Below are 17913 nucleotides of genomic sequence, written 5' to 3' on the forward strand. Positions count from 1 at the left end.
ATAGGGTAGTATGTTGTTTTTTCTACAAAAAAAATTATGTTTGTAGGAAAATCAAAACTATTATAATATGAGAAAAATTTGCCATCTATGCCTTTTTTTATTATCAGTAACATTATTGACTTCTTGTAGTGGAAATGATAATGATACTATTCTGAAGTTTACTACTGACAAAACATTAGCAATTTCAAGAATCAACTTAGCTCAATTTAATGCTAAGTTGCCTAAAGATCAAATTTCAAAAGACACAACGATTAGTCGTATGTCGAAAAGTGAAAAAGAAAAGTTTAAGTTATTCATGAATGCCGAAAACAATGGTATTGATATTAGCAAACCATTGTATGTTATTGTAGATGAAGACAAAGGAAATTACGTTTTTTCTTTTCTAATCACCTTGGATGATGATAAAAAATTTGAAGAAAATTTCTCAAAAATATCCGACAAAAAAATAACATTAGATAAAGACAAAAGCCTTGTATATGCTGATGGAAACATCATTGGAAGTATACATGATGATATGATTGTTATTTCAAGAATGTCAACTTATGGCAATTATTCGTATTCTGGTTCGTCTGATGGTAAAGTAGAAGAAACATTCTACAAATCGTTTTGGAATCGTAAATCTAACATTGATGACAACATAACGGATCAAATTAATACGGCTCTTGATAAAAAATCGGATTTGAGTGCTTGGGTCAATCTTCACGGAGTTATTTCGGCTGCTTCTAAAGGATACATCGAAACTTTAGCAGTGAATAAATTGCTTATTAACGCTGGGTTTTCGGTAAATTTTAATTTTGAAGAAGGTAAATTTGTAGCCAATACAAACTCTTATTTTAACGACGATTTAAAAAAATTAGTTGAAAAACATTACGAAGGCAAAGATGCCAATTTTGATATTTTAAACAGTATCGATGTTGATAATGCAAAATCGTATGGGGTTGGTTATATGAGTTTTGAGTTTGTTAAATATTTTGTCAAAGAAGCTGGTTTTGAAGCATCTATAAATCATTTTTTAGAGGACAGAGATTTGACTTTTGCAGAAGTAGTAGACGCTTTAAATGGTGATTATGCTTTTGTAAGTTACAAAGACAGTATAGTTGTAGAAGATGAAATGTTTGGCCCATACGAGCGTCCAAATACCCTTTTTGCACTTGGAATCAACGGAGGAAAAGCCAAAAAAATTGTAGATTTACTTCACCAAGACAATATGTTGTCAAGCATGGGCAACATTTTTAACAATAATAATATTATAGCATTTGCAAGTGACGGAAATAAATTGAAATTATTGCAAGCAAATAAAAAAGCAGCCAACACAAAACTTACTAAAAAGTCGGATGTAAACGGGTATTCTTGGACTAGTGGTGACGATTTTAACCTAATGTATTCTAGAGTGAAACAAGCCAAATTCAAATTTGAAGATGTTGTGTCAACGTCTACTGTTAAAAACGGAAATTTCGCTACTCAAACCACAATAAGCATCGATAAGAAAAAGAAAAATAGTATTCATTACTTAATGGGATATGAATAGTATTCATTTAAATAAGGTTTTACCAAAATATTTTACCCCAAATACTGTCGGGACTACATCGACCATTTGGAACCAAAAAACTACTTTCGAGAAGGGCAATCATTACTTAATTATTGCGCCTTCTGGAAGTGGAAAATCTACATTGGCTACGGCTATGTTGGGAAATCATTTTCAATATGACGGCACTATATCATACAATGAAATCGATCTGAAAACGCAACCGATAGAGAATATTGTGGGGTTTCGAAAAACAGAAATTCAATTGCTTTTTCAAGACGTGCGATTGATTACCGATTTGACCATTCGTGAAAATATCATGTTGCGCACTTTTGGTAAAAAGAATGCCGATATTGATGGTAAAATTCAATCGTATGCCCAAATTTTAGGCATTACTTCATTGTTGGATAAAAAGGCAAAAAACTGTTCGTATGGAGAACGACAACGTTCGGCAATCTTACGAAGCCTAATCAATCCGGCCGATTTTTTGATCTACGATGAATGTTTCAGTCATTTGGATTTGGAAAATAAAAAAACAGCATTCAATCTCATCAAAACAGTAGCTTCTGAAAAGGGTAGTGCAGTACTTTTTTTCGAATTAAACGATTTTCCATTCGCTCACCAATGTAATATCCTAAACCTATAATGAAGAATATAACAAAATCACTGTTCCTTTATTTAGGATTGTTTTTGGCTTTTGTGTTGGTGTTGGGTTGCATCCAGTTGTATACCAATGCCAACTTTCTTTTCGGGAAAAAAAGTAGCGACTCTAATTATTGGATAACACTATCTAAAACCATTACACCCGATAATATAGGTCGAAAAGAATTGCTAGGATTCAATCCAAAAGATGTAGAAGATTTAAAAAAATGGAACGAAGTAAAAGACGTTTATCCTATTGTTTCAAACGATTTTAGAGTTTCGGCAGACGGCGGAAACTTCATTCCGTTTTATACCGATATGTATCTTGAAGCGGTGGATGACGCTGCTATTGATATCAATAACTTGGAAGATTTTCAGGTTAAAGACAATACCATTCCTATCATTATTTCGAGAGAATATTTGAATTTATATAACTACGGATTCGCTCTAAATCAAGGTTTACCTCAAATTACTGAAGAGTTTGCCAAAAAAATAGAAGTAAATATCAATCTGACATTAAAAGATAAAAACCTTAAGTTTAGAGGAAAATTAATGGGATTATCGGATAGAATTCACTCGGTTTTAGTGCCTAAAAAGTTTTTAGATTCTATCAATGCTACTCAGGCAACTGCGCTAACAAACCAAACTATTTTTACACGTGTGTTGGTCAAAGTTAATGATGCCAACGATCAAGATTTGATTGCTAAAATGAATAAAAAAGGCTACGAATCCAATCAAGAATCGTTGCGATCGGCCAAAATTAAAGGCAAATTGTTTCTGGTTTTAAGAACGATTGCTTTAATTGGAATATTCATTTTCTTATTGTGCATTTTTATGATTATAAATTCAATTAAAATGCAGTTCCTAGAGCAACAAGAAGAAGTTTCTATCAAATATTTATTAGGGTATTCACCCAAACAAATGGTTCGGAAAATCAGTCGTTTTTTCAGTATTAGAATCGGAATTGTAATTTTGTTTTGTTTGATATTATTGTCGGTATGTCAATACTACTTAAGTCTTTCACAGGTTTCTAACGGCATGTTACCACAGTTTATAAGCTATTATCTTTGGACTTTAATTGTAATTATACCAGTTGTAATTTACGTTGTAGTCAATCGATTAATTTATCATTGGCTGATAAAATCTTGGAAGTTTTAAGTTATTTAAAATAAGTATTCAACAAATTCATAGCCGCTGCAAAAGGTGATATTTCATCATTTTGCACGGCTTTTTTGTTGGTTTCCAATAGCTTTATAATTTCAGGATGGTTGTAAAAGTTGTTTTTCAATTGTTCGTTAATGGTTTCCATCATCCAAAATTGGTTTTGATCTTGGCGTTTTTGTTCAAAATAATGGTTGCTTTTTACCAATTCAAAATAATCCGAAATGGTAGTCCAAACCTCATTAATGCCTTCTTTGGTATACGAGCTACAAGTGGCCGCGGTAGGAATCCAACCACTTTTTTTTGCAGGAAACAGGTGTAAGGCTCTGTTAAATTCGGTTTTGGCTAATTTCGCTTTATTGATATTATCACCATCTGCTTTGTTTATTACAATCGCATCGGCCATTTCCATAATTCCGCGTTTGATGCCTTGCAATTCATCGCCAGCTCCCGAAATTTTCAATAATAAAAAGAAATCCACCATGCTGTGAACGGCAGTTTCGCTTTGGCCCACACCAACGGTTTCAATAATAATAGTATCAAATCCTGCGGCTTCACATAAAATAATGGTTTCTCGCGTTTTTCGAGCCACACCGCCAAGGGTTTCTCCAGAAGCACTCGGACGAATAAAGGCATTTTCGTCTTTAACCAATTCTTCCATTCGGGTTTTATCCCCCAAAATACTGCCGTGAGAAATGGTACTACTCGGATCGACCGCTAAAACCGCTACTTTTTTTCCTAATGAAGTGAGGTGTTTTCCAAAAGCTTCAATAAAGGTACTTTTTCCAACACCAGGAACGCCGGTTATTCCGATTCGAACGGATTTATTGGCATAAGGTAAACACGCTTGAATAATGGTATTGGCTTTTTCAAGATGTTCGGGATTAGTACTTTCAACTAAGGTTATCGATCGGCTTAAAGCGACTTTATCATGGTGTATAATTCCATTAATTAGTTCGTTTGCAGAAGGTTGCACTTTTCTTTTGTGAATGATAGTTTCCACAGAAGTTTTGCTAAACGTTTCGGGTTGTTCGATACCGTCTTTTTCTTTAAGAGCAGATTTAGTTAGCTTAATTGGTTTCACTTTTAAAATTTGATGTAGTAAAATTAAATAAAAATGTTCAGTATTCCACAACTCTTTTTGTTGGAATACTGAACATTACTAAAATATAGTTCTTTAATTAGTATGCGGCTGTAAATCGCACTTGATGGTGTTTTGGATGTTCAACTTCATCGGCAATCACAACTGCCAAATCTTCACCCGATAAAATACTTCTCTGATTTTCATCAAAAACAGGATTTTCCAAACCTAAACGATAGTTGCCTGTTCTACCAGTTGTAATGCCTTGATGCATTTCAAAAGCCGGACTAAAAAAGGCCCAATCCAATTCTTTTTCTTCTTTAATGATGTTGAGATAATCTCTTGCTGCAGCTGCTCCAGGGTAAATTTCTTTTGGAAAATCAGGTGTATCAACGGCTTGTAGATTTGGTGCTACAAATAAACTTCCCGCACCACCAATAGTTATGTATCTTGTTACTCCCGATAATTTAACAGCTTCTTGAATTTTTTTAGCACCTGATAAAAAATCTTCATAAATGTTAGGATTAGTCCAACCTGGATTGAACGCACTAACTACAACATCGTGATTCGCCAATATTTTGGATAACTCATTGGTGTTGTTAATGTCTGCTTTGACCCAATTTACGTTTGTTTTTCCTTCGTCTTTTGGGTTTCTGGCAATCGCAGTAATGTTGTGATTGCGACTTGATAGTTCGTTTAAAATGTTTGTGCCTACAAATCCAGTGGCACCGATAATGGCAATTTTCATAGTATAGTTATTTATAAGTAATAAAAAATGTTACAGTTTAATTTAAAAAAAAGGTTAAAATTTATCAGCGAATTGTTCCAAAGTTATTTGCTTCAATTGATTGCTAATAGTGGCGTTAATGTTTTGATACACGGTGTTTAAATTGGCATTAATTTGTTTTCCTACAGGGCATTTTGGATTGGGTTCGTTTTTAGAATACCCTAAATTAACTTCTTCAAAAGTTAATTTGAATATATCATTTAACGAAATTTCCGAAGCCGATTTAAGCAATCGTGTTCCTCCATTTTTCCCTTCTTTACTTTCTACAATAGTGTATTTCTTCAAATTTGCAATTTCTTTTCTTACCAAAACCGGATGCAAGTTCAAGCTACTGGCAATAAATTCAGAAGACAAATACTCGCCTGGAAATTTTGTAAGTAAGGTTAGAATGTGTGTTGTAATTGCAAATTTGCCAGAAATCATACTGTAATAAAATATGTTACAAATATAAATAGTTTTTTTATAATTTGATTGAAAAAGTATAAATAATTTCAACTAAAAAAATATAACGGTACTTTTGTGACCATAAGTTACTGTATGGAAAATATTATTCTTTTATTTCTGTGTCTACTATTAGGTGTTTTACTACAAAGAGTAAAGCAGTTTCCATCGAATGCACACCAAAGTTTAAATCAGTTTGTGATTTATGTTTCGTTACCCGCTTTGGCATTGTATTACATTCCAAAAATCACATTATCACTTTCATTGCTTTATCCGTTGGGCGTTGCTTGGCTAGGATTTGGCTTGTCTTTTATCTTTTTTTATACCTTAGGAACCTATTTCAAGTGGTCTAAAAAATTAATAGGTTGTTTAATTTTGACTGGTGGATTGGGAAATACCTCTTTTGTAGGTTTTCCTATTATAGAAGCTTTGTATGGACCTGAAGGATTAAAAACCGCTATTATTGTAGATCAACCGGGTTCGTTTGTGGTGGTAACTACATTAGGAATATTGGTTGCGGCCAGTTTTTCAAGAGGCAATTTAAGTCCCTCAGAAATTATATTGAAAATAATCAAGTTTCCACCTTTTATTGCTTTTTTTATTGCTCTATTGTGCACCGCTTTTTCATTTGAATTTCCATCAGCTTTACAAAATACTTTTCTTAAAATAGGAAATACGGTTAGTCCAGTTGCCTTAGTAGCTGTGGGGTTGCAACTAAAAATTGATACACGAAGTAAACATTGGAGGTTTTTAACGTTAGGGCTGTTTTTTAAATTGTTGTTGATGCCAGCTTTTTTCTTATTGTTTTATCATTTTATATTGAAACAAAACGGACTTGACAGTAAAGTTTCCATTATGGAAGCTGCTATGGCACCAATGATTACAGGCGCCATTGTTGCCAGTACTTATGGATTAAAACCTAAATTGAGTAGCATGATGGTTGGAGTAGGCATTCCACTTTCCTTACTAACTACTGCTATTTGGTATTTTATTTTACAATCGCTTTAAGACCTAATTGATTAATTGACCATTTATTTTATAAAAAAATAAACTTCTAGTATTTTTAGAGGTTGTTTTTTGTCAAATTCCAAAATCGGATATTTTTGTATCAATTTTAACGTTGTTTAGGGAGTGTACATAAGGTTGATTTGATAATTTTAAGTTCATTATTATTTAAAATTATTCATTATGGCCACATTACGATTAGGAGATTTAGCTCCAAATTTTGACGCAGAAACTACTAAAGGCGCACTTAATTTTTATGATTATTTAGGAGATTCTTGGGGTGTTTTGTTTTCGCATCCAGCCGATTTTACTCCTGTTTGTACTACCGAGTTAGGCACTGTAGCCAATTATTTACCCGAATTCACCAAGAGAAATGTCAAAGTTTTAGCCTTAAGTGTTGATAGTTTGGCTTCCCATTTAAATTGGATTAAAGATATTGAAGAAACTCAAAAGGTAACTTTGGAGTATCCCATAATTGCGGATGAAAACAAAGTGGTTGCTAATTTGTATGACATGATTCATCCCAATGCGAATGAAACGTTCACAGTACGCTCGGTTTTCATTGTCGGGCCTGATAAAAAAGTAAAGTTGATACTGACTTATCCAGCTTCGACAGGAAGAAATTTTGATGAATTATTGCGTGTCATTGACAGTTTGCAATTAACGGCCAATTATAGTGTTGCCACTCCAGCCAATTGGAAAGACGGAGATGATGTTGTCATAGCACCAGCTATAAAAGACGAAGAAATCGAATCGAAATTTCCGAAAGGATTCAACAGAATAAAATATTATTTAAGAATGACACCGCAACCAAATAAATAGTATTTTTGAAACATAGTTATAGTAGTAATTCTATTTTCAATAACCATGTCACAATTTCAAATACCACAAGAAGCGATTGCCCAACTAGAGAAAATAGTAGGACAATCGTTTTTATTTCTAGATCAAGAAACCCGTAATCATTATGGGCATGATGAAACCGAAGATTATGTTTTTCCACCGAGTGTTGTGGTAAAACCGGCCAATACTCAAGAAATTTCTGAGATTTTAAAAGTAGCCAATACCTATAAAATTCCAACGACACCCATTGGGGCTAGAACGGGTTTGAGTGGTGGTGCTTTGAGTATTTATGAAGGCATCGGACTTTCTATGGAACGCCTCAATAAAATAATCGAAATTGACGAGCAAAATCTACAAGTAATTGTTGAACCAGCTGTGATTACACAAGTTTTGCGTGAAGCAGTTTCTGAAAAAGGATTGTTTTATCCGGTGGATCCAAGTAGTCAGGGTAGTTGTTGGATAGGAGGCAACGTTGCCGAAAATTCAGGTGGAGCACGTGCGGTTAAATATGGTGTTTCCAAAGATTATGTGTTGAATTTAGAAGTCGTTCTTCCTGATGGTGAAATCATTTGGACTGGAGCTAATACACTTAAAAATTCGACAGGCTATAATTTGACACAATTGATGGTGGGAAGTGAAGGAACATTAGGTGTCATTACTAAAATAGTTTTAAAATTGCTTCCAAAAAATGCACATAACGTATTGATGTTAGTGCCTTTTTACAAAGCAAGTCAGGCTTGTGAAGCGGTTTCAGCAATTTTTAGAGCTGGAATTGTGCCGAGCGCTTTAGAGTTTATGGAACGTGATGCCATTGATTGGACTTTGAAGTTTGTAGACGGTTTGAATGTTCAAGTTCACGATGCCATTGAAGCGCATTTGTTGATTGAAGTAGATGGAAATTATCCTGAGATTTTAATGCAAGAAGCTGAAAAAATTATGACCGTTATTGAACAATTTGAAATTGATGAAGTGCTTTTTGCGGATACTGAAGATCAAAAAAATGCCTTATGGAAAATGCGCCGATCGGTGGCAGAAGCCGTAAAATCGAATTCGATTTACAAAGAAGAAGATACTGTTGTGCCACGATACATGCTTCCAGAATTATTACATGGAATCAAGAAAACAGGGGCTAAATATGGATTCAAATCGGTTTGTTATGGTCACGCAGGCGATGGTAATTTGCATGTAAATATCATTAAAGGTGACATGACCGATGAGAATTGGATAACCGAAGTGCCTAAAGGAATTCGCGAAATTTTTGAATTAACGGTAGCGTTAAAAGGAACACTTTCGGGCGAACACGGTATTGGTTTTGTTCAAAAGAACTATATGGATATCGCTTTTTCTAAAGTACATTTAGAGTTGATGGAACGGATTAAATATGTTTTTGATCCGAATAACATACTAAATCCAGGCAAGATTTTCCCGGACGCATTATAAATAAAAAATCCTTAACGATTGATTGAGTTAAGGATTTTTTATTAATCTCTTTTTGGTGTGTTTTTCTTAATTCTTTTTTCTTCTTTCTTTTCTTTTGCCGTTTTTAAAGGCTCTTTTTTAACGGTTTTTTTAGCGTCTTGACTTTTTGCCATGATAGTGGTTTTTATGGTTGCATTAGGTAAATGTAATGAAATTATCTCATTTAATTGATGCTAATTTTCTTCTTTAGTAATACGTTTCAGGATTACTCTGCTTGCTATAGTTTTTAGGTACGTTTTTTTAATGTAATAGTTGTCCGATTTCGGCTCTTTAACTTCTTCTTCAATAAAACTTTCTGTGAACAATTCTTTTCCATTTTTAGAATAATAGATAATTTTTTCTTCATGAAACGTTCTTCCCATGTTAAAATATAAAGAAACGGTTTTATGCTTTTCATCCACAGTTATTTCGGCACCCGACGATTTTTTGTCGTAATCAAATTTTTTGGTTTTTGCATTGAAAATATAGTTGTCATAGAAGGCATGGCTACCTCCAGAACTTAGGGAATTATATATTGAAAAATCTAAATTTCCATCAAAATTATAATCTTTAAAATTATCTAATAATGGATCAAAAAAAACAGTTTCATTATGAACAATCATATCGGTTATTGGACCTAATATGGGCTTTTTAGTGGTAGAATTGATCAAAAATCTAGAGATGTTTTGAGCTTGAAGTGGCTTTCCATCCTCTTCAAAAATTGTTTCAATGCTGGTTTTCCAATAACAATCCAGCCCATTTATTTGGAATGGTTTGCTGTAAAAAATATGATTTTCGACCGGCTTATTGTATCGTTTAAAATACTCTTTTTCGTATTTAAAAGTGTCTTTATTTAGGGTATCCAATTCAAAAGAATTAGTGTATCTGTATTTGGTAATGATAGAATCAAAAGCATAGGCCATTAAATTGGTTTCATCTTTAATGGTTTCTTGATTGACCAATGTTTGTACAAAAATAGAATCGTTTATAAACTCAGAACTCATGGTATACGAATCAGAATCGCCACCTCGCATCGCTAATATAATTTCAGAAACAGAATCATTATGATGTATTTGGGCCACTTTTTCAATTTGATCGCCAAACTTTTTTCTGTAAAAAAGTTGTGTAAACACGTCACTAGTGTTTTTGGAAGTGAACTCTTCTTCGGGATAATAATTTTCGTCAAAAAAAGTAGAAGCCGTATCGTTGGGTTTCAGATTTGGGTTTGTTGGAAATAAATTAGCAATATCTTTCGGGAAATTTTCGGGTGTTTCTTTTCGATTAGTAATGAAATCAAATAGACGATTGCCGGGTTTAGTTGTTTCTTCAATTTGAATCGAATCGTTTAAGAAGGATACGGCATACAATTTTAAATTGCTAACCATACGATCGTAATTATCGGTATAAAATAGATAATTATTGTCTGCTATTTTATCAATTCGATAGGTTTCTCCATAAATTACAGTGTCAAATAATTTACAGTTGTATATGATATAACTTTCAGAAGTTGGGTTAACATTGGCACCAACATATTCTCCGTACAAATTAATTACCTTTAGAACCGAATCTTTAGAATAAAAAATTTCTGCCGAGTTGTAATCATTTCCTGAAGAATCTAAGCTACTTTGTTTGATATTATACTCTAAAAACCTTTTGCTTAAAATAGAATCAGAATCTGTTTTGAGATATTCAAATTGGGATATTTGCGTTGGTTTTGCAGTAATTGCTTCGCTTTGTTTTTCTTGTTTAGAAAAAACCGATTTGCATCCTACCACAAATAAGAAGCTAAAAATAATCAGTAAGAATTGATGGAAACGCTTCATAAGATTTTGATTACAATCAAATATAAAAAAATCCCCAATTGCTTTTACAATTGAGGATTTATATTTTATATGTTTAGCTTTTTATTCTTGAACCAAAACCCATTCGCCGTTCGCAATCATGCTTTCAGCTTTTTTGTATTTCATAGTTTCGGTTTTGCCACTCATTACGTGTTTAATAGTAACATTATCGTTTCTATTGATTTTAGGTTGGTCGCGAACAATCGTCTCGGTTACTTGACGTTGTTGGGTTTGACCAGCTTCACGGTTTTGTTCTGCGGCCGATTCACTGTTTTGAATTTCTTCTCTCGATTCAGTGTAATTTTCTTTTCTACGAACTTCTTGTTTTGCTTCTTGAATGGTATTGTTTTGCTGCGGTAAATCACCTTTAAACAAGAACGAAATTACTTCTTTATTCACACCATCCAACATGTTTCTAAACAAGTTGAACGCTTCTAATTTATAGATAAGCAATGGGTCTTTTTGTTCGTGAACAGCCAATTGAACTGAAGTTTTCAATTCGTCCATTTTACGCAAGTGCTTTTTCCAAGCTTCGTCTACAATGGCTAACGTGATGTTTTTTTCAAAATCGGCAACTAATTGTGCTCCATGTGTGTTATACGCTTTTTTCAAATCGGTAACCACATTCAGTGATTTGATTCCGTCTGTAAAAGGAACAATAATACGTTCGTAATGATTGTTAGGATTTTCATAAACATCAGCAATGATAGGCATAGCCTCGCGAGCACTTCTTTCGGTCTTTTCGGTATAATACTGCATCGCTGCTTTGTATACTTTACCCGTTAAGCCAGTTTCGTTCATACTTTCAAAATCACTTTGAGTTACTGGAGAAGTAATTGAGAAATAACGAATCAATTCAAATTCAAAATTTTTGAAATCGTTTTTAGCTTTGTTGTCACCTACAATAACTTCGCAAGTGTCGTACATCATGTTGGCAATATCCAGTTTCAAACGCTCTCCATGTAAGGCATGACGACGACGTTTATAAACAACTTCTCTTTGTGCGTTCATTACGTCATCATATTCTAATAAACGTTTACGCGTACCAAAGTTGTTTTCTTCCACTTTTTTCTGTGCTCTTTCAATAGATTTGGTCATCATCGAATGTTGAATCACTTCACCTTCTTTCAATCCCATTCTATCCATGACTTTGGCTACTCTTTCAGAACCAAAAAGACGCATCAAGTTGTCTTCTAGAGAAACATAAAATTGCGAGCTTCCTGGATCTCCTTGACGACCAGCACGACCACGCAACTGACGGTCTACACGACGCGAATCGTGACGTTCTGTACCAATAATAGCTAATCCGCCTGCTGCTTTAACTTCTGGAGTAAGCTTGATATCGGTTCCACGACCTGCCATGTTAGTAGCGATAGTAACTACTCCTGGTTTACCCGCTTCAGCAACAATCTCAGCTTCTTTCTTGTGCATTTTTGCATTCAATACGTTGTGAGCCACACCTCGCATTTTTAGCATTCTACTCAATAATTCAGATATTTCAACCGAAGTAGTTCCAATTAAAACTGGTCTACCCGATTGAGATAATTGGGTAACATCTTCAATAACAGCGTTGAATTTCTCACGAACCGAACGGTAGATTAAATCTTCTTTATCTTGACGCGAAATACCACGATTAGTAGGAATTTCTACTACGTCTAATTTATAAATTTCCCAAAGTTCACCAGCTTCTGTAACCGCTGTTCCAGTCATACCACCTAATTTGCTGTACATACGGAAATAGTTCTGTAATGTGATGGTCGCAAAAGTTTGTGTAGCCGCTTCAATGGTTACTTGTTCTTTGGCTTCAATAGCTTGGTGCAATCCGTCAGAATAACGACGACCATCCATAATACGACCTGTTTGTTCGTCTACAATTAAGATTTTGTTATCCATAATCACATATTCCACATCTTTTTCAAAAAGTGTGTAAGCCTTTAATAACTGTGTGAGGGTATGAATGCGTTCTGATTTGATTCCGAAGTCTTGAAACAAATGTTCTTTAGCTTCAGCTTCTTTATCTTTTTCAAGATTTTGTTTTTCAATGTTGGCAATTTCAGTTCCAATATCTGGAAGTATAAAGAACGTTTCATCCGTATCTTGCGATAGGTATTTGATTCCGTTATCCGTCAACTCCACTTGATTGTTTTTCTCTTCAATAACAAAATACAAAGCTTCATCAACCATAGGCATCTTACGGTTGTTATCGCTCATGTATTCGTTTTCCGTTTTTTGAAGTATTTGTTTAACCCCTTCTTCACTTAAAAATTTAATCAAAGCTTTGTTTTTTGGTAAGGCGCGATAGGCTCTTAACAATTGGAAACCACCATCTTTAGTGTTTCCTTCTTTGATTAATTTTCTAGCTTCTGATAAAAAACCGTTTGCCAATTGACGTTGTAAGTTGTATAAGTGTTCCACTTTTGGTTTCAACTCGTTAAATTCATGACGATCGCCATCGGGAACTGGACCAGAAATAATCAATGGCGTTCTGGCATCATCAATCAATACCGAATCGACCTCGTCGACAATAGCATAGTTGTGTTTACGTTGCACCAAATCTTCTGGTGAATGCGCCATATTATCTCTCAGGTAATCAAAACCAAATTCATTGTTGGTACCATAAGTAATATCAGCTTCGTATGCTTTTCTACGTTCAGGTGTGTTAGGTGAGTGGTTGTCAATACAGTCAACAGTCAATCCGTGGAACTCGAACAAAGGCGCTTTCCAAGTGCTATCACGTCGGGCTAAGTAGTCGTTCACGGTTACCAAATGCACACCGTTTCCAGTTAAAGCATTTAAATAAAGTGGTAACGTTGCCACTAATGTTTTTCCTTCTCCAGTTTGCATTTCGGCAATTTTACCTTCATGGAGCACAATACCACCAATCAACTGAACGTCGTAGTGAATCATGTCCCAAGTGATATCTTTACCAGCGGCATTCCATTGGTTGGCCCAATTGGCTTGATCACCCACTAAAGTCACGTATGGTTTGGTGGCAGAAAATTCTCTGTCTTTTTCAGTTGCTGTAACTGTAATTGTAGCATTATCTTTGAAGCGTCTTGCGGTTTCTTTAACTACAGCAAAAGCATCAGGAAGTATTTCCATCAATACTTTTTCAGAAATTTCGTAAGCCTCTTTTTCCAAAGCATCAATGGCATTGTAAATATCTTCTCTTAAATCGATGTCGGACGTATTTTCGGCTTCTACTTTTTTAGCTGCAATTTCAGCATCTAGTTTAGCGCGAGCTTGTTTAATTTTTTCTTTGAATTCAGCAGTTTTAGCTCGTAACTCATCGTGAGATAAAGCCATTAGTGCTGGTTCTAATGCTTTGATTTTGGCAATGTAAGGTTGAGTAGCTTTGACATCTTTTTCAGATTTATCGCCTACGAACATTTTAAGTATGCTATTGATGAAACTCATAACGGGTTTGTATTTATTTTATTAAATCCCATATTTTGGGAGTGCAAATTTAAACAAAAAAAAAGCCCCGAAGGAGACTTTTTTCTGTTGTGTTAGTTTATTTTGTATTAATATTCATCCTCATTCCAAAGATAATCTTCATCAGTCGGATAATCAGGCCAAATCTCTTCCATTGATTCGTATATTTCGCCTTCGTCTTCAATAGATTGAAGGTTTTCTACCACTTCTAAAGGAGCGCCAGCTCTAATAGCGTAGTCAATAAGCTCATCTTTGGTTGCTGGCCACGGTGCATCACTTAAATAAGATGCTAATTCTAATGTCCAATACATCTGCTTTCGATTTTATAATTTATGCAAAAATAAATTTATTACTGAAAAAGTCAAGTAAAAATTGATTTATTTTATGATTAAAGTTAAGAACGTTTTTTTTTGGTGTCCAGTTTGCAGACTACCAGTGATTTAGCTAATAACGAATATTGAGATGGATTACTTTCTAGGAATCCACTGAACTTCGTCAGCGTTCAAATCGTAAGACAACTTCCGTGCCAAGACAAAAAGGTAGTCAGAAAGTCGGTTTAGATACTTAATTACCAGTTCGTCGGTAGGTTCGATGTCATTTAAATGTACGGCTAAACGTTCGGCACGACGGCATACACAGCGTGCAATATGACAATATGACACAGTGGTGTGACCACCTGGTAGCACAAAGTGCGTCATAGGAGGTAGTGCTTCTTCCATAGCATCAATTTCATTTTCAAGATAATAGATATCAGATTCTATAATGCCTAAATTTTTTAGTCGTTTTTCACCGTTTTTTAGGGTTTCTTTTTCAGGTGGCGTTGCCAGAATAGCACCCACAGTAAAGAGTCTGTCTTGAATTTCAATAAGTACTTCTTTGTAATGCAAATTCATTTCTTGATCGCGAATTAACCCGATGTGAGAATTCAATTCGTCTACGGTTCCGTAACTTTCAATACGGATGTGGTGCTTGGAAACTCGAGTACCACCAAATAAGGCAGTAGTTCCGGTGTCGCCAGTTTTAGTATATACTTTCATGAAGAATATTAGATTTTAGATATTAGATTTTAGATTTTAGATATTTTGAATCGGAGTTCTAATATTTTTTGTTTTTCAAAGATAGCAAAAATAAAAAAGATTGCTAATTAGCCCTGACAGCAGCAAGTATCCTCGCAGAGATACTGCGAATGGCAGGAAAAAGGGTTACAGATAAAGCCCAAGCCATTCGCTTCAAATTATAAATCAACTATAAGTGATCGGTATTGAGATTATCGCTTTCAATTAAACCATCTCGCAAACGGATGATTCGGTGTGCATATTGAGCAATATCTTCTTCGTGTGTGACTAAAATAACCGTGTTTCCTGAAGCGTGAATGTCACCAAAAAGCTTCATAATTTCTACTGAAGTTTTACTGTCAAGATTTCCAGTAGGTTCATCGGCTAGAATAATAGAGGGATGGTTTACTAATGCTCGAGCTACCGCCACACGCTGGCGTTGACCGCCCGAAAGTTGGTTGGGTTGGTGGTCCATTCTGTCGGCAAGATTGACTTGCGTTAGCACTTCTGTCGCTCTTTTATGGCGTTCTGTTTTGGAATACCCTGCATAAATCATGGGTAAAGCCACGTTGTCTAAAGCTGTGGTTCTTGGAAGTAAGTTGAACGTTTGAAACACAAATCCGATTTCTTTGTTGCGAATTTCGGCCAAATCGTCGTCGTGCATTTGTGACACATCTTTCCCATTAAGGACATAACTGCCTGATGTTGGGGTGTCTAAACATCCTAAAATATTCATTAAGGTTGATTTTCCAGATCCAGATGGACCCATTAAGGCCACATATTCTCCTTTGTTGATTTGTAAATCAATACCTTTTAAAACAAAAATGGTTTCACTTCCAAGTTCGAAGTTTCTCTTGATGTTGGTGATATCTATAAGTGGACTTGACATAATTTTTGACTAATTAAAGCATTAGTAGTTGAAAAGAAGATAAAGTTACAAATTTAAACGACAAAGATGATAATTATACAAGTTTAAGATTTTATTATGTAATAGCCTACGAGTTTGTTTGCGCTAATTTTACAACGAACAATAAACAAGTTAATTATGAAAACAAGTGTATTAAAAATGGGAGTTATTTCGATGGTATTAATTGGAATGATTTCGTGTCAGAACAAAGAAAAAGAAGCTGCTGATAAACGAATTAGTGAATTAGAGCAGTATGTAGATTCTATTAAGATGGTGAATGAAGAAGAACGAGTAGCCAATTGGGATAAAATTGCCTCTGACTTTGAAGTAAAAGCTACCAGTGCCAACGATGCTTTAGTGAATTTAAAAGAAGAGGATAGAGCTGCCTCTCAAAAAAAGGTAACGGAAGCAACTGCCAAATACGAGGAATTTAAAGTTATGACTCAAGCTACTACTCCAAAGGTTGTAACGGCTCCAAAACCAAATCAATTGTTGCGTGATCGACTTTTTGGTGCGGGTAAAATAGGTGAGGACATGAACTTTTCATGGGTGAACAAAGATAATATCTTAAAAACCTACGATACTTTTTTTGAAGCGTATAAAGCCAACAAAAGCGATTTTTCAAGAGAAGATTATGATGAAATAAAATTAATGTATGAAGCATTAGACAGTAGAAAAAACACCGTTGAAAAAGAAGGGTTGACTTCGGAAGACAATACTAAAATTGCTTCTATCAAATTCAAATTCGGACCGATGTTTAAACTAAACCGAATGGGAGCCAAAAGCAGAGAAGCAGAGAAAGCAAAAGAATAATACAATTGGTTTTTAATTCAGAAAATGACAATCAGCAATGGTTGTCATTTTTTTAGGTACGAATCACAAAATGTTCTTTCTCTTGTTCGCTTCTAAAGAAAACAATGCCCCATTGAAAGGTATCAATAGTTACCGTCACTTTCGGATGATTTTTTATAATTTCCCAAGCGTCTTCCATGTCGGTACTCCAATGGATATCGTCAAAAATCCAAACAGCATCGTTAGTAATTGTTGGAAGTAATAATTCAAAATAGTCTAAAGTGGCTTTTTTGGAATGGTTACCGTCGAAGTAAATTAATTGATAATTGACAATTGACAATTGATACTTATTTAAGTAATCTTCAAATTTGGTGTTTACAAATTCGATGTTAGTTAGATTTTGCAAGTGACATTGAGTTTTTGCAATTGCCATTGTTTCAGGGCAACCTTCCAAAGTAATAATCTTAGCATTTTTATTTAGCTTCGCTTCGAGTCCTAAAGATAAGGCAGCAGTCGCTAATCCGAGTGAAGTGCCAATTTCTAAAATAGAATTCGGTTGAAAATACCGCACTATTCTAAACAATAATTCAGCTCTTTTTTTTGAAATTCCAGCATTTTTAGCAATCTGGTTGATGGCACGAGTGTTGCTTTTAAAAACACGTGAACCCGCACCAAAATCGGTGACTTCAATGGTGTTTTTGTTTTGCAGAAGCGAATTACGGTAGTCTTTTAAAACAGAATATTCGGGATGTTTTTTTTTATCATAGAAACATTTCGTCACCAAATCAAATACAAACGGCGAATGGACTCCGTGTTCGTTTTTGGAGTGCCGTAGAAAGTTTAGGTATGATTTTATGATGTGTAGCATATTTAACACAGATTACACAAATTTAGCAGATTTAATTAGTGTAAATCTGTGAAATCTGTGTTTCATTTATTCCAT

Annotated in this window: 16 protein-coding genes; 7 read left to right on the top strand and 9 right to left on the bottom strand. The window is 34.6% G+C overall.

Annotated features, from left to right (window positions below; translation table 11 throughout):
• Positions 1 to 67 precede the first annotated feature (67 nt).
• Genes ACODSI_RS03960 through ACODSI_RS03970 form a run of 3 tightly spaced genes read left to right on the top strand, consistent with a single transcriptional unit; the run spans position 68 to position 3325 of the window.
• Positions 68 to 1528 carry a hypothetical protein gene (locus ACODSI_RS03960; RefSeq protein ID WP_488915548.1) on the top strand — a complete coding sequence of 487 codons (1461 nt, stop codon included), beginning with the start codon at positions 68 to 70 and terminating at the stop codon, positions 1526 to 1528.
• Positions 1521 to 2171, top strand: a complete 651-nt coding sequence (locus tag ACODSI_RS03965) for an ATP-binding cassette domain-containing protein (protein ID WP_488915549.1) — start codon at positions 1521 to 1523, stop codon at positions 2169 to 2171. The genes ACODSI_RS03960 and ACODSI_RS03965 overlap by 8 nt, the downstream gene beginning before the upstream one ends.
• Entirely contained in the window at positions 2171 to 3325 is a 1155-nt protein-coding gene (locus ACODSI_RS03970) for an FtsX-like permease family protein (protein WP_488915550.1), read from the top strand. The genes ACODSI_RS03965 and ACODSI_RS03970 overlap by 1 nt, the downstream gene beginning before the upstream one ends.
• A 1-nt stretch (position 3326) precedes the next feature.
• On the opposite strand, the gene meaB is transcribed toward ACODSI_RS03970, so the two are convergent.
• The 3 genes from meaB to ACODSI_RS03985 form a co-directional block, all read right to left on the bottom strand.
• On the bottom strand, positions 3327 to 4412 hold the full coding sequence (gene meaB, locus ACODSI_RS03975; RefSeq protein ID WP_488915551.1) for a methylmalonyl Co-A mutase-associated GTPase MeaB: 1086 nt from the start codon (positions 4410 to 4412) through the stop codon (positions 3327 to 3329).
• A 97-nt stretch (positions 4413 to 4509) separates the two neighbouring features.
• Positions 4510 to 5157, bottom strand: coding sequence for an NAD(P)-dependent oxidoreductase (locus ACODSI_RS03980; RefSeq protein WP_488915552.1), 648 nt, complete (start codon positions 5155 to 5157; stop codon positions 4510 to 4512).
• Between the two features lie 54 nt (positions 5158 to 5211).
• Complete coding sequence (locus ACODSI_RS03985; protein WP_488915553.1) at positions 5212 to 5619, bottom strand: Rrf2 family transcriptional regulator; 408 nt, start codon at positions 5617 to 5619, stop codon at positions 5212 to 5214.
• A 114-nt stretch (positions 5620 to 5733) separates the two neighbouring features.
• Between ACODSI_RS03985 and ACODSI_RS03990 the strand changes: the two genes are divergently transcribed.
• From ACODSI_RS03990 to ACODSI_RS04000, 3 genes are all read left to right on the top strand, one after another.
• Complete coding sequence (locus ACODSI_RS03990) at positions 5734 to 6645, top strand: AEC family transporter (RefSeq protein WP_488915554.1); 912 nt, start codon at positions 5734 to 5736, stop codon at positions 6643 to 6645.
• 180 nt (positions 6646 to 6825) lie between these two features.
• Positions 6826 to 7464 carry a peroxiredoxin gene (locus tag ACODSI_RS03995; protein WP_488915555.1) on the top strand — a complete coding sequence of 213 codons (639 nt, stop codon included), beginning with the start codon at positions 6826 to 6828 and terminating at the stop codon, positions 7462 to 7464.
• A 45-nt stretch (positions 7465 to 7509) separates the two neighbouring features.
• The gene (locus tag ACODSI_RS04000; protein ID WP_488915556.1) at positions 7510 to 8922 is read left to right on the top strand and encodes an FAD-binding oxidoreductase; all 1413 of its coding nucleotides are present in this window, start codon (positions 7510 to 7512) and stop codon (positions 8920 to 8922) included.
• 212 nt (positions 8923 to 9134) lie between these two features.
• Here the strand turns inward: ACODSI_RS04000 and ACODSI_RS04005 are convergent, their stop codons facing one another.
• The 5 genes from ACODSI_RS04005 to ACODSI_RS04025 all read right to left on the bottom strand — a co-directional run bounded on the left by ACODSI_RS04005 (position 9135) and on the right by ACODSI_RS04025 (position 16160).
• Complete coding sequence (locus ACODSI_RS04005) at positions 9135 to 10763, bottom strand: XAC2610-related protein (protein WP_488915557.1); 1629 nt, start codon at positions 10761 to 10763, stop codon at positions 9135 to 9137.
• Between the two features lie 81 nt (positions 10764 to 10844).
• Complete coding sequence (gene secA, locus ACODSI_RS04010; protein WP_488915558.1) at positions 10845 to 14198, bottom strand: preprotein translocase subunit SecA; 3354 nt, start codon at positions 14196 to 14198, stop codon at positions 10845 to 10847.
• Positions 14199 to 14305: 107 nt separating this feature from the next.
• Complete coding sequence (locus tag ACODSI_RS04015; protein ID WP_022828503.1) at positions 14306 to 14527, bottom strand: DUF2795 domain-containing protein; 222 nt, start codon at positions 14525 to 14527, stop codon at positions 14306 to 14308.
• Between the two features lie 156 nt (positions 14528 to 14683).
• Positions 14684 to 15253: a cob(I)yrinic acid a,c-diamide adenosyltransferase gene (locus ACODSI_RS04020; RefSeq protein ID WP_488915559.1), complete on the bottom strand. Its 570-nt coding sequence runs from the start codon at positions 15251 to 15253 to the stop codon at positions 14684 to 14686.
• A 208-nt stretch (positions 15254 to 15461) separates the two neighbouring features.
• Positions 15462 to 16160 (bottom strand): ABC transporter ATP-binding protein, encoded by a 699-nt coding sequence (locus ACODSI_RS04025; RefSeq protein ID WP_488915560.1) that lies wholly within the window; start codon positions 16158 to 16160, stop codon positions 15462 to 15464.
• Between the two features lie 156 nt (positions 16161 to 16316).
• Between ACODSI_RS04025 and ACODSI_RS04030 the strand changes: the two genes are divergently transcribed.
• Positions 16317 to 16991, top strand: coding sequence for a hypothetical protein (locus ACODSI_RS04030; protein WP_488915561.1), 675 nt, complete (start codon positions 16317 to 16319; stop codon positions 16989 to 16991).
• 52 nt (positions 16992 to 17043) lie between these two features.
• On the opposite strand, the gene ACODSI_RS04035 is transcribed toward ACODSI_RS04030, so the two are convergent.
• Positions 17044 to 17838, bottom strand: coding sequence for an O-methyltransferase (locus ACODSI_RS04035; RefSeq protein WP_488915562.1), 795 nt, complete (start codon positions 17836 to 17838; stop codon positions 17044 to 17046).
• Positions 17839 to 17913: the final 75 nt, after the last annotated feature.

Source organism: Flavobacterium sp. FG139, from assembly GCF_057809695.1.

Coding starts and splice junctions, on each gene's coding strand:
- ACODSI_RS03985 (WP_488915553.1), bottom strand. CDS start 5,619: ATGATTTCTGGCAAATTTGCAATTACAACACACATTCTAACCTTACTT.
- secA (WP_488915558.1), bottom strand. CDS start 14,198: ATGAGTTTCATCAATAGCATACTTAAAATGTTCGTAGGCGATAAATCT.
- ACODSI_RS04030 (WP_488915561.1), top strand. CDS start 16,317: ATGAAAACAAGTGTATTAAAAATGGGAGTTATTTCGATGGTATTAATT.
- ACODSI_RS03980 (WP_488915552.1), bottom strand. CDS start 5,157: ATGAAAATTGCCATTATCGGTGCCACTGGATTTGTAGGCACAAACATT.
- ACODSI_RS04020 (WP_488915559.1), bottom strand. CDS start 15,253: ATGAAAGTATATACTAAAACTGGCGACACCGGAACTACTGCCTTATTT.
- ACODSI_RS03960 (WP_488915548.1), top strand. CDS start 68: ATGAGAAAAATTTGCCATCTATGCCTTTTTTTATTATCAGTAACATTA.
- ACODSI_RS03990 (WP_488915554.1), top strand. CDS start 5,734: ATGGAAAATATTATTCTTTTATTTCTGTGTCTACTATTAGGTGTTTTA.
- ACODSI_RS04000 (WP_488915556.1), top strand. CDS start 7,510: ATGTCACAATTTCAAATACCACAAGAAGCGATTGCCCAACTAGAGAAA.
- ACODSI_RS03965 (WP_488915549.1), top strand. CDS start 1,521: ATGAATAGTATTCATTTAAATAAGGTTTTACCAAAATATTTTACCCCA.
- ACODSI_RS04005 (WP_488915557.1), bottom strand. CDS start 10,763: ATGAAGCGTTTCCATCAATTCTTACTGATTATTTTTAGCTTCTTATTT.
- ACODSI_RS04025 (WP_488915560.1), bottom strand. CDS start 16,160: ATGTCAAGTCCACTTATAGATATCACCAACATCAAGAGAAACTTCGAA.
- ACODSI_RS04015 (WP_022828503.1), bottom strand. CDS start 14,527: ATGTATTGGACATTAGAATTAGCATCTTATTTAAGTGATGCACCGTGG.
- ACODSI_RS03995 (WP_488915555.1), top strand. CDS start 6,826: ATGGCCACATTACGATTAGGAGATTTAGCTCCAAATTTTGACGCAGAA.
- ACODSI_RS04035 (WP_488915562.1), bottom strand. CDS start 17,838: ATGCTACACATCATAAAATCATACCTAAACTTTCTACGGCACTCCAAA.
- ACODSI_RS03970 (WP_488915550.1), top strand. CDS start 2,171: ATGAAGAATATAACAAAATCACTGTTCCTTTATTTAGGATTGTTTTTG.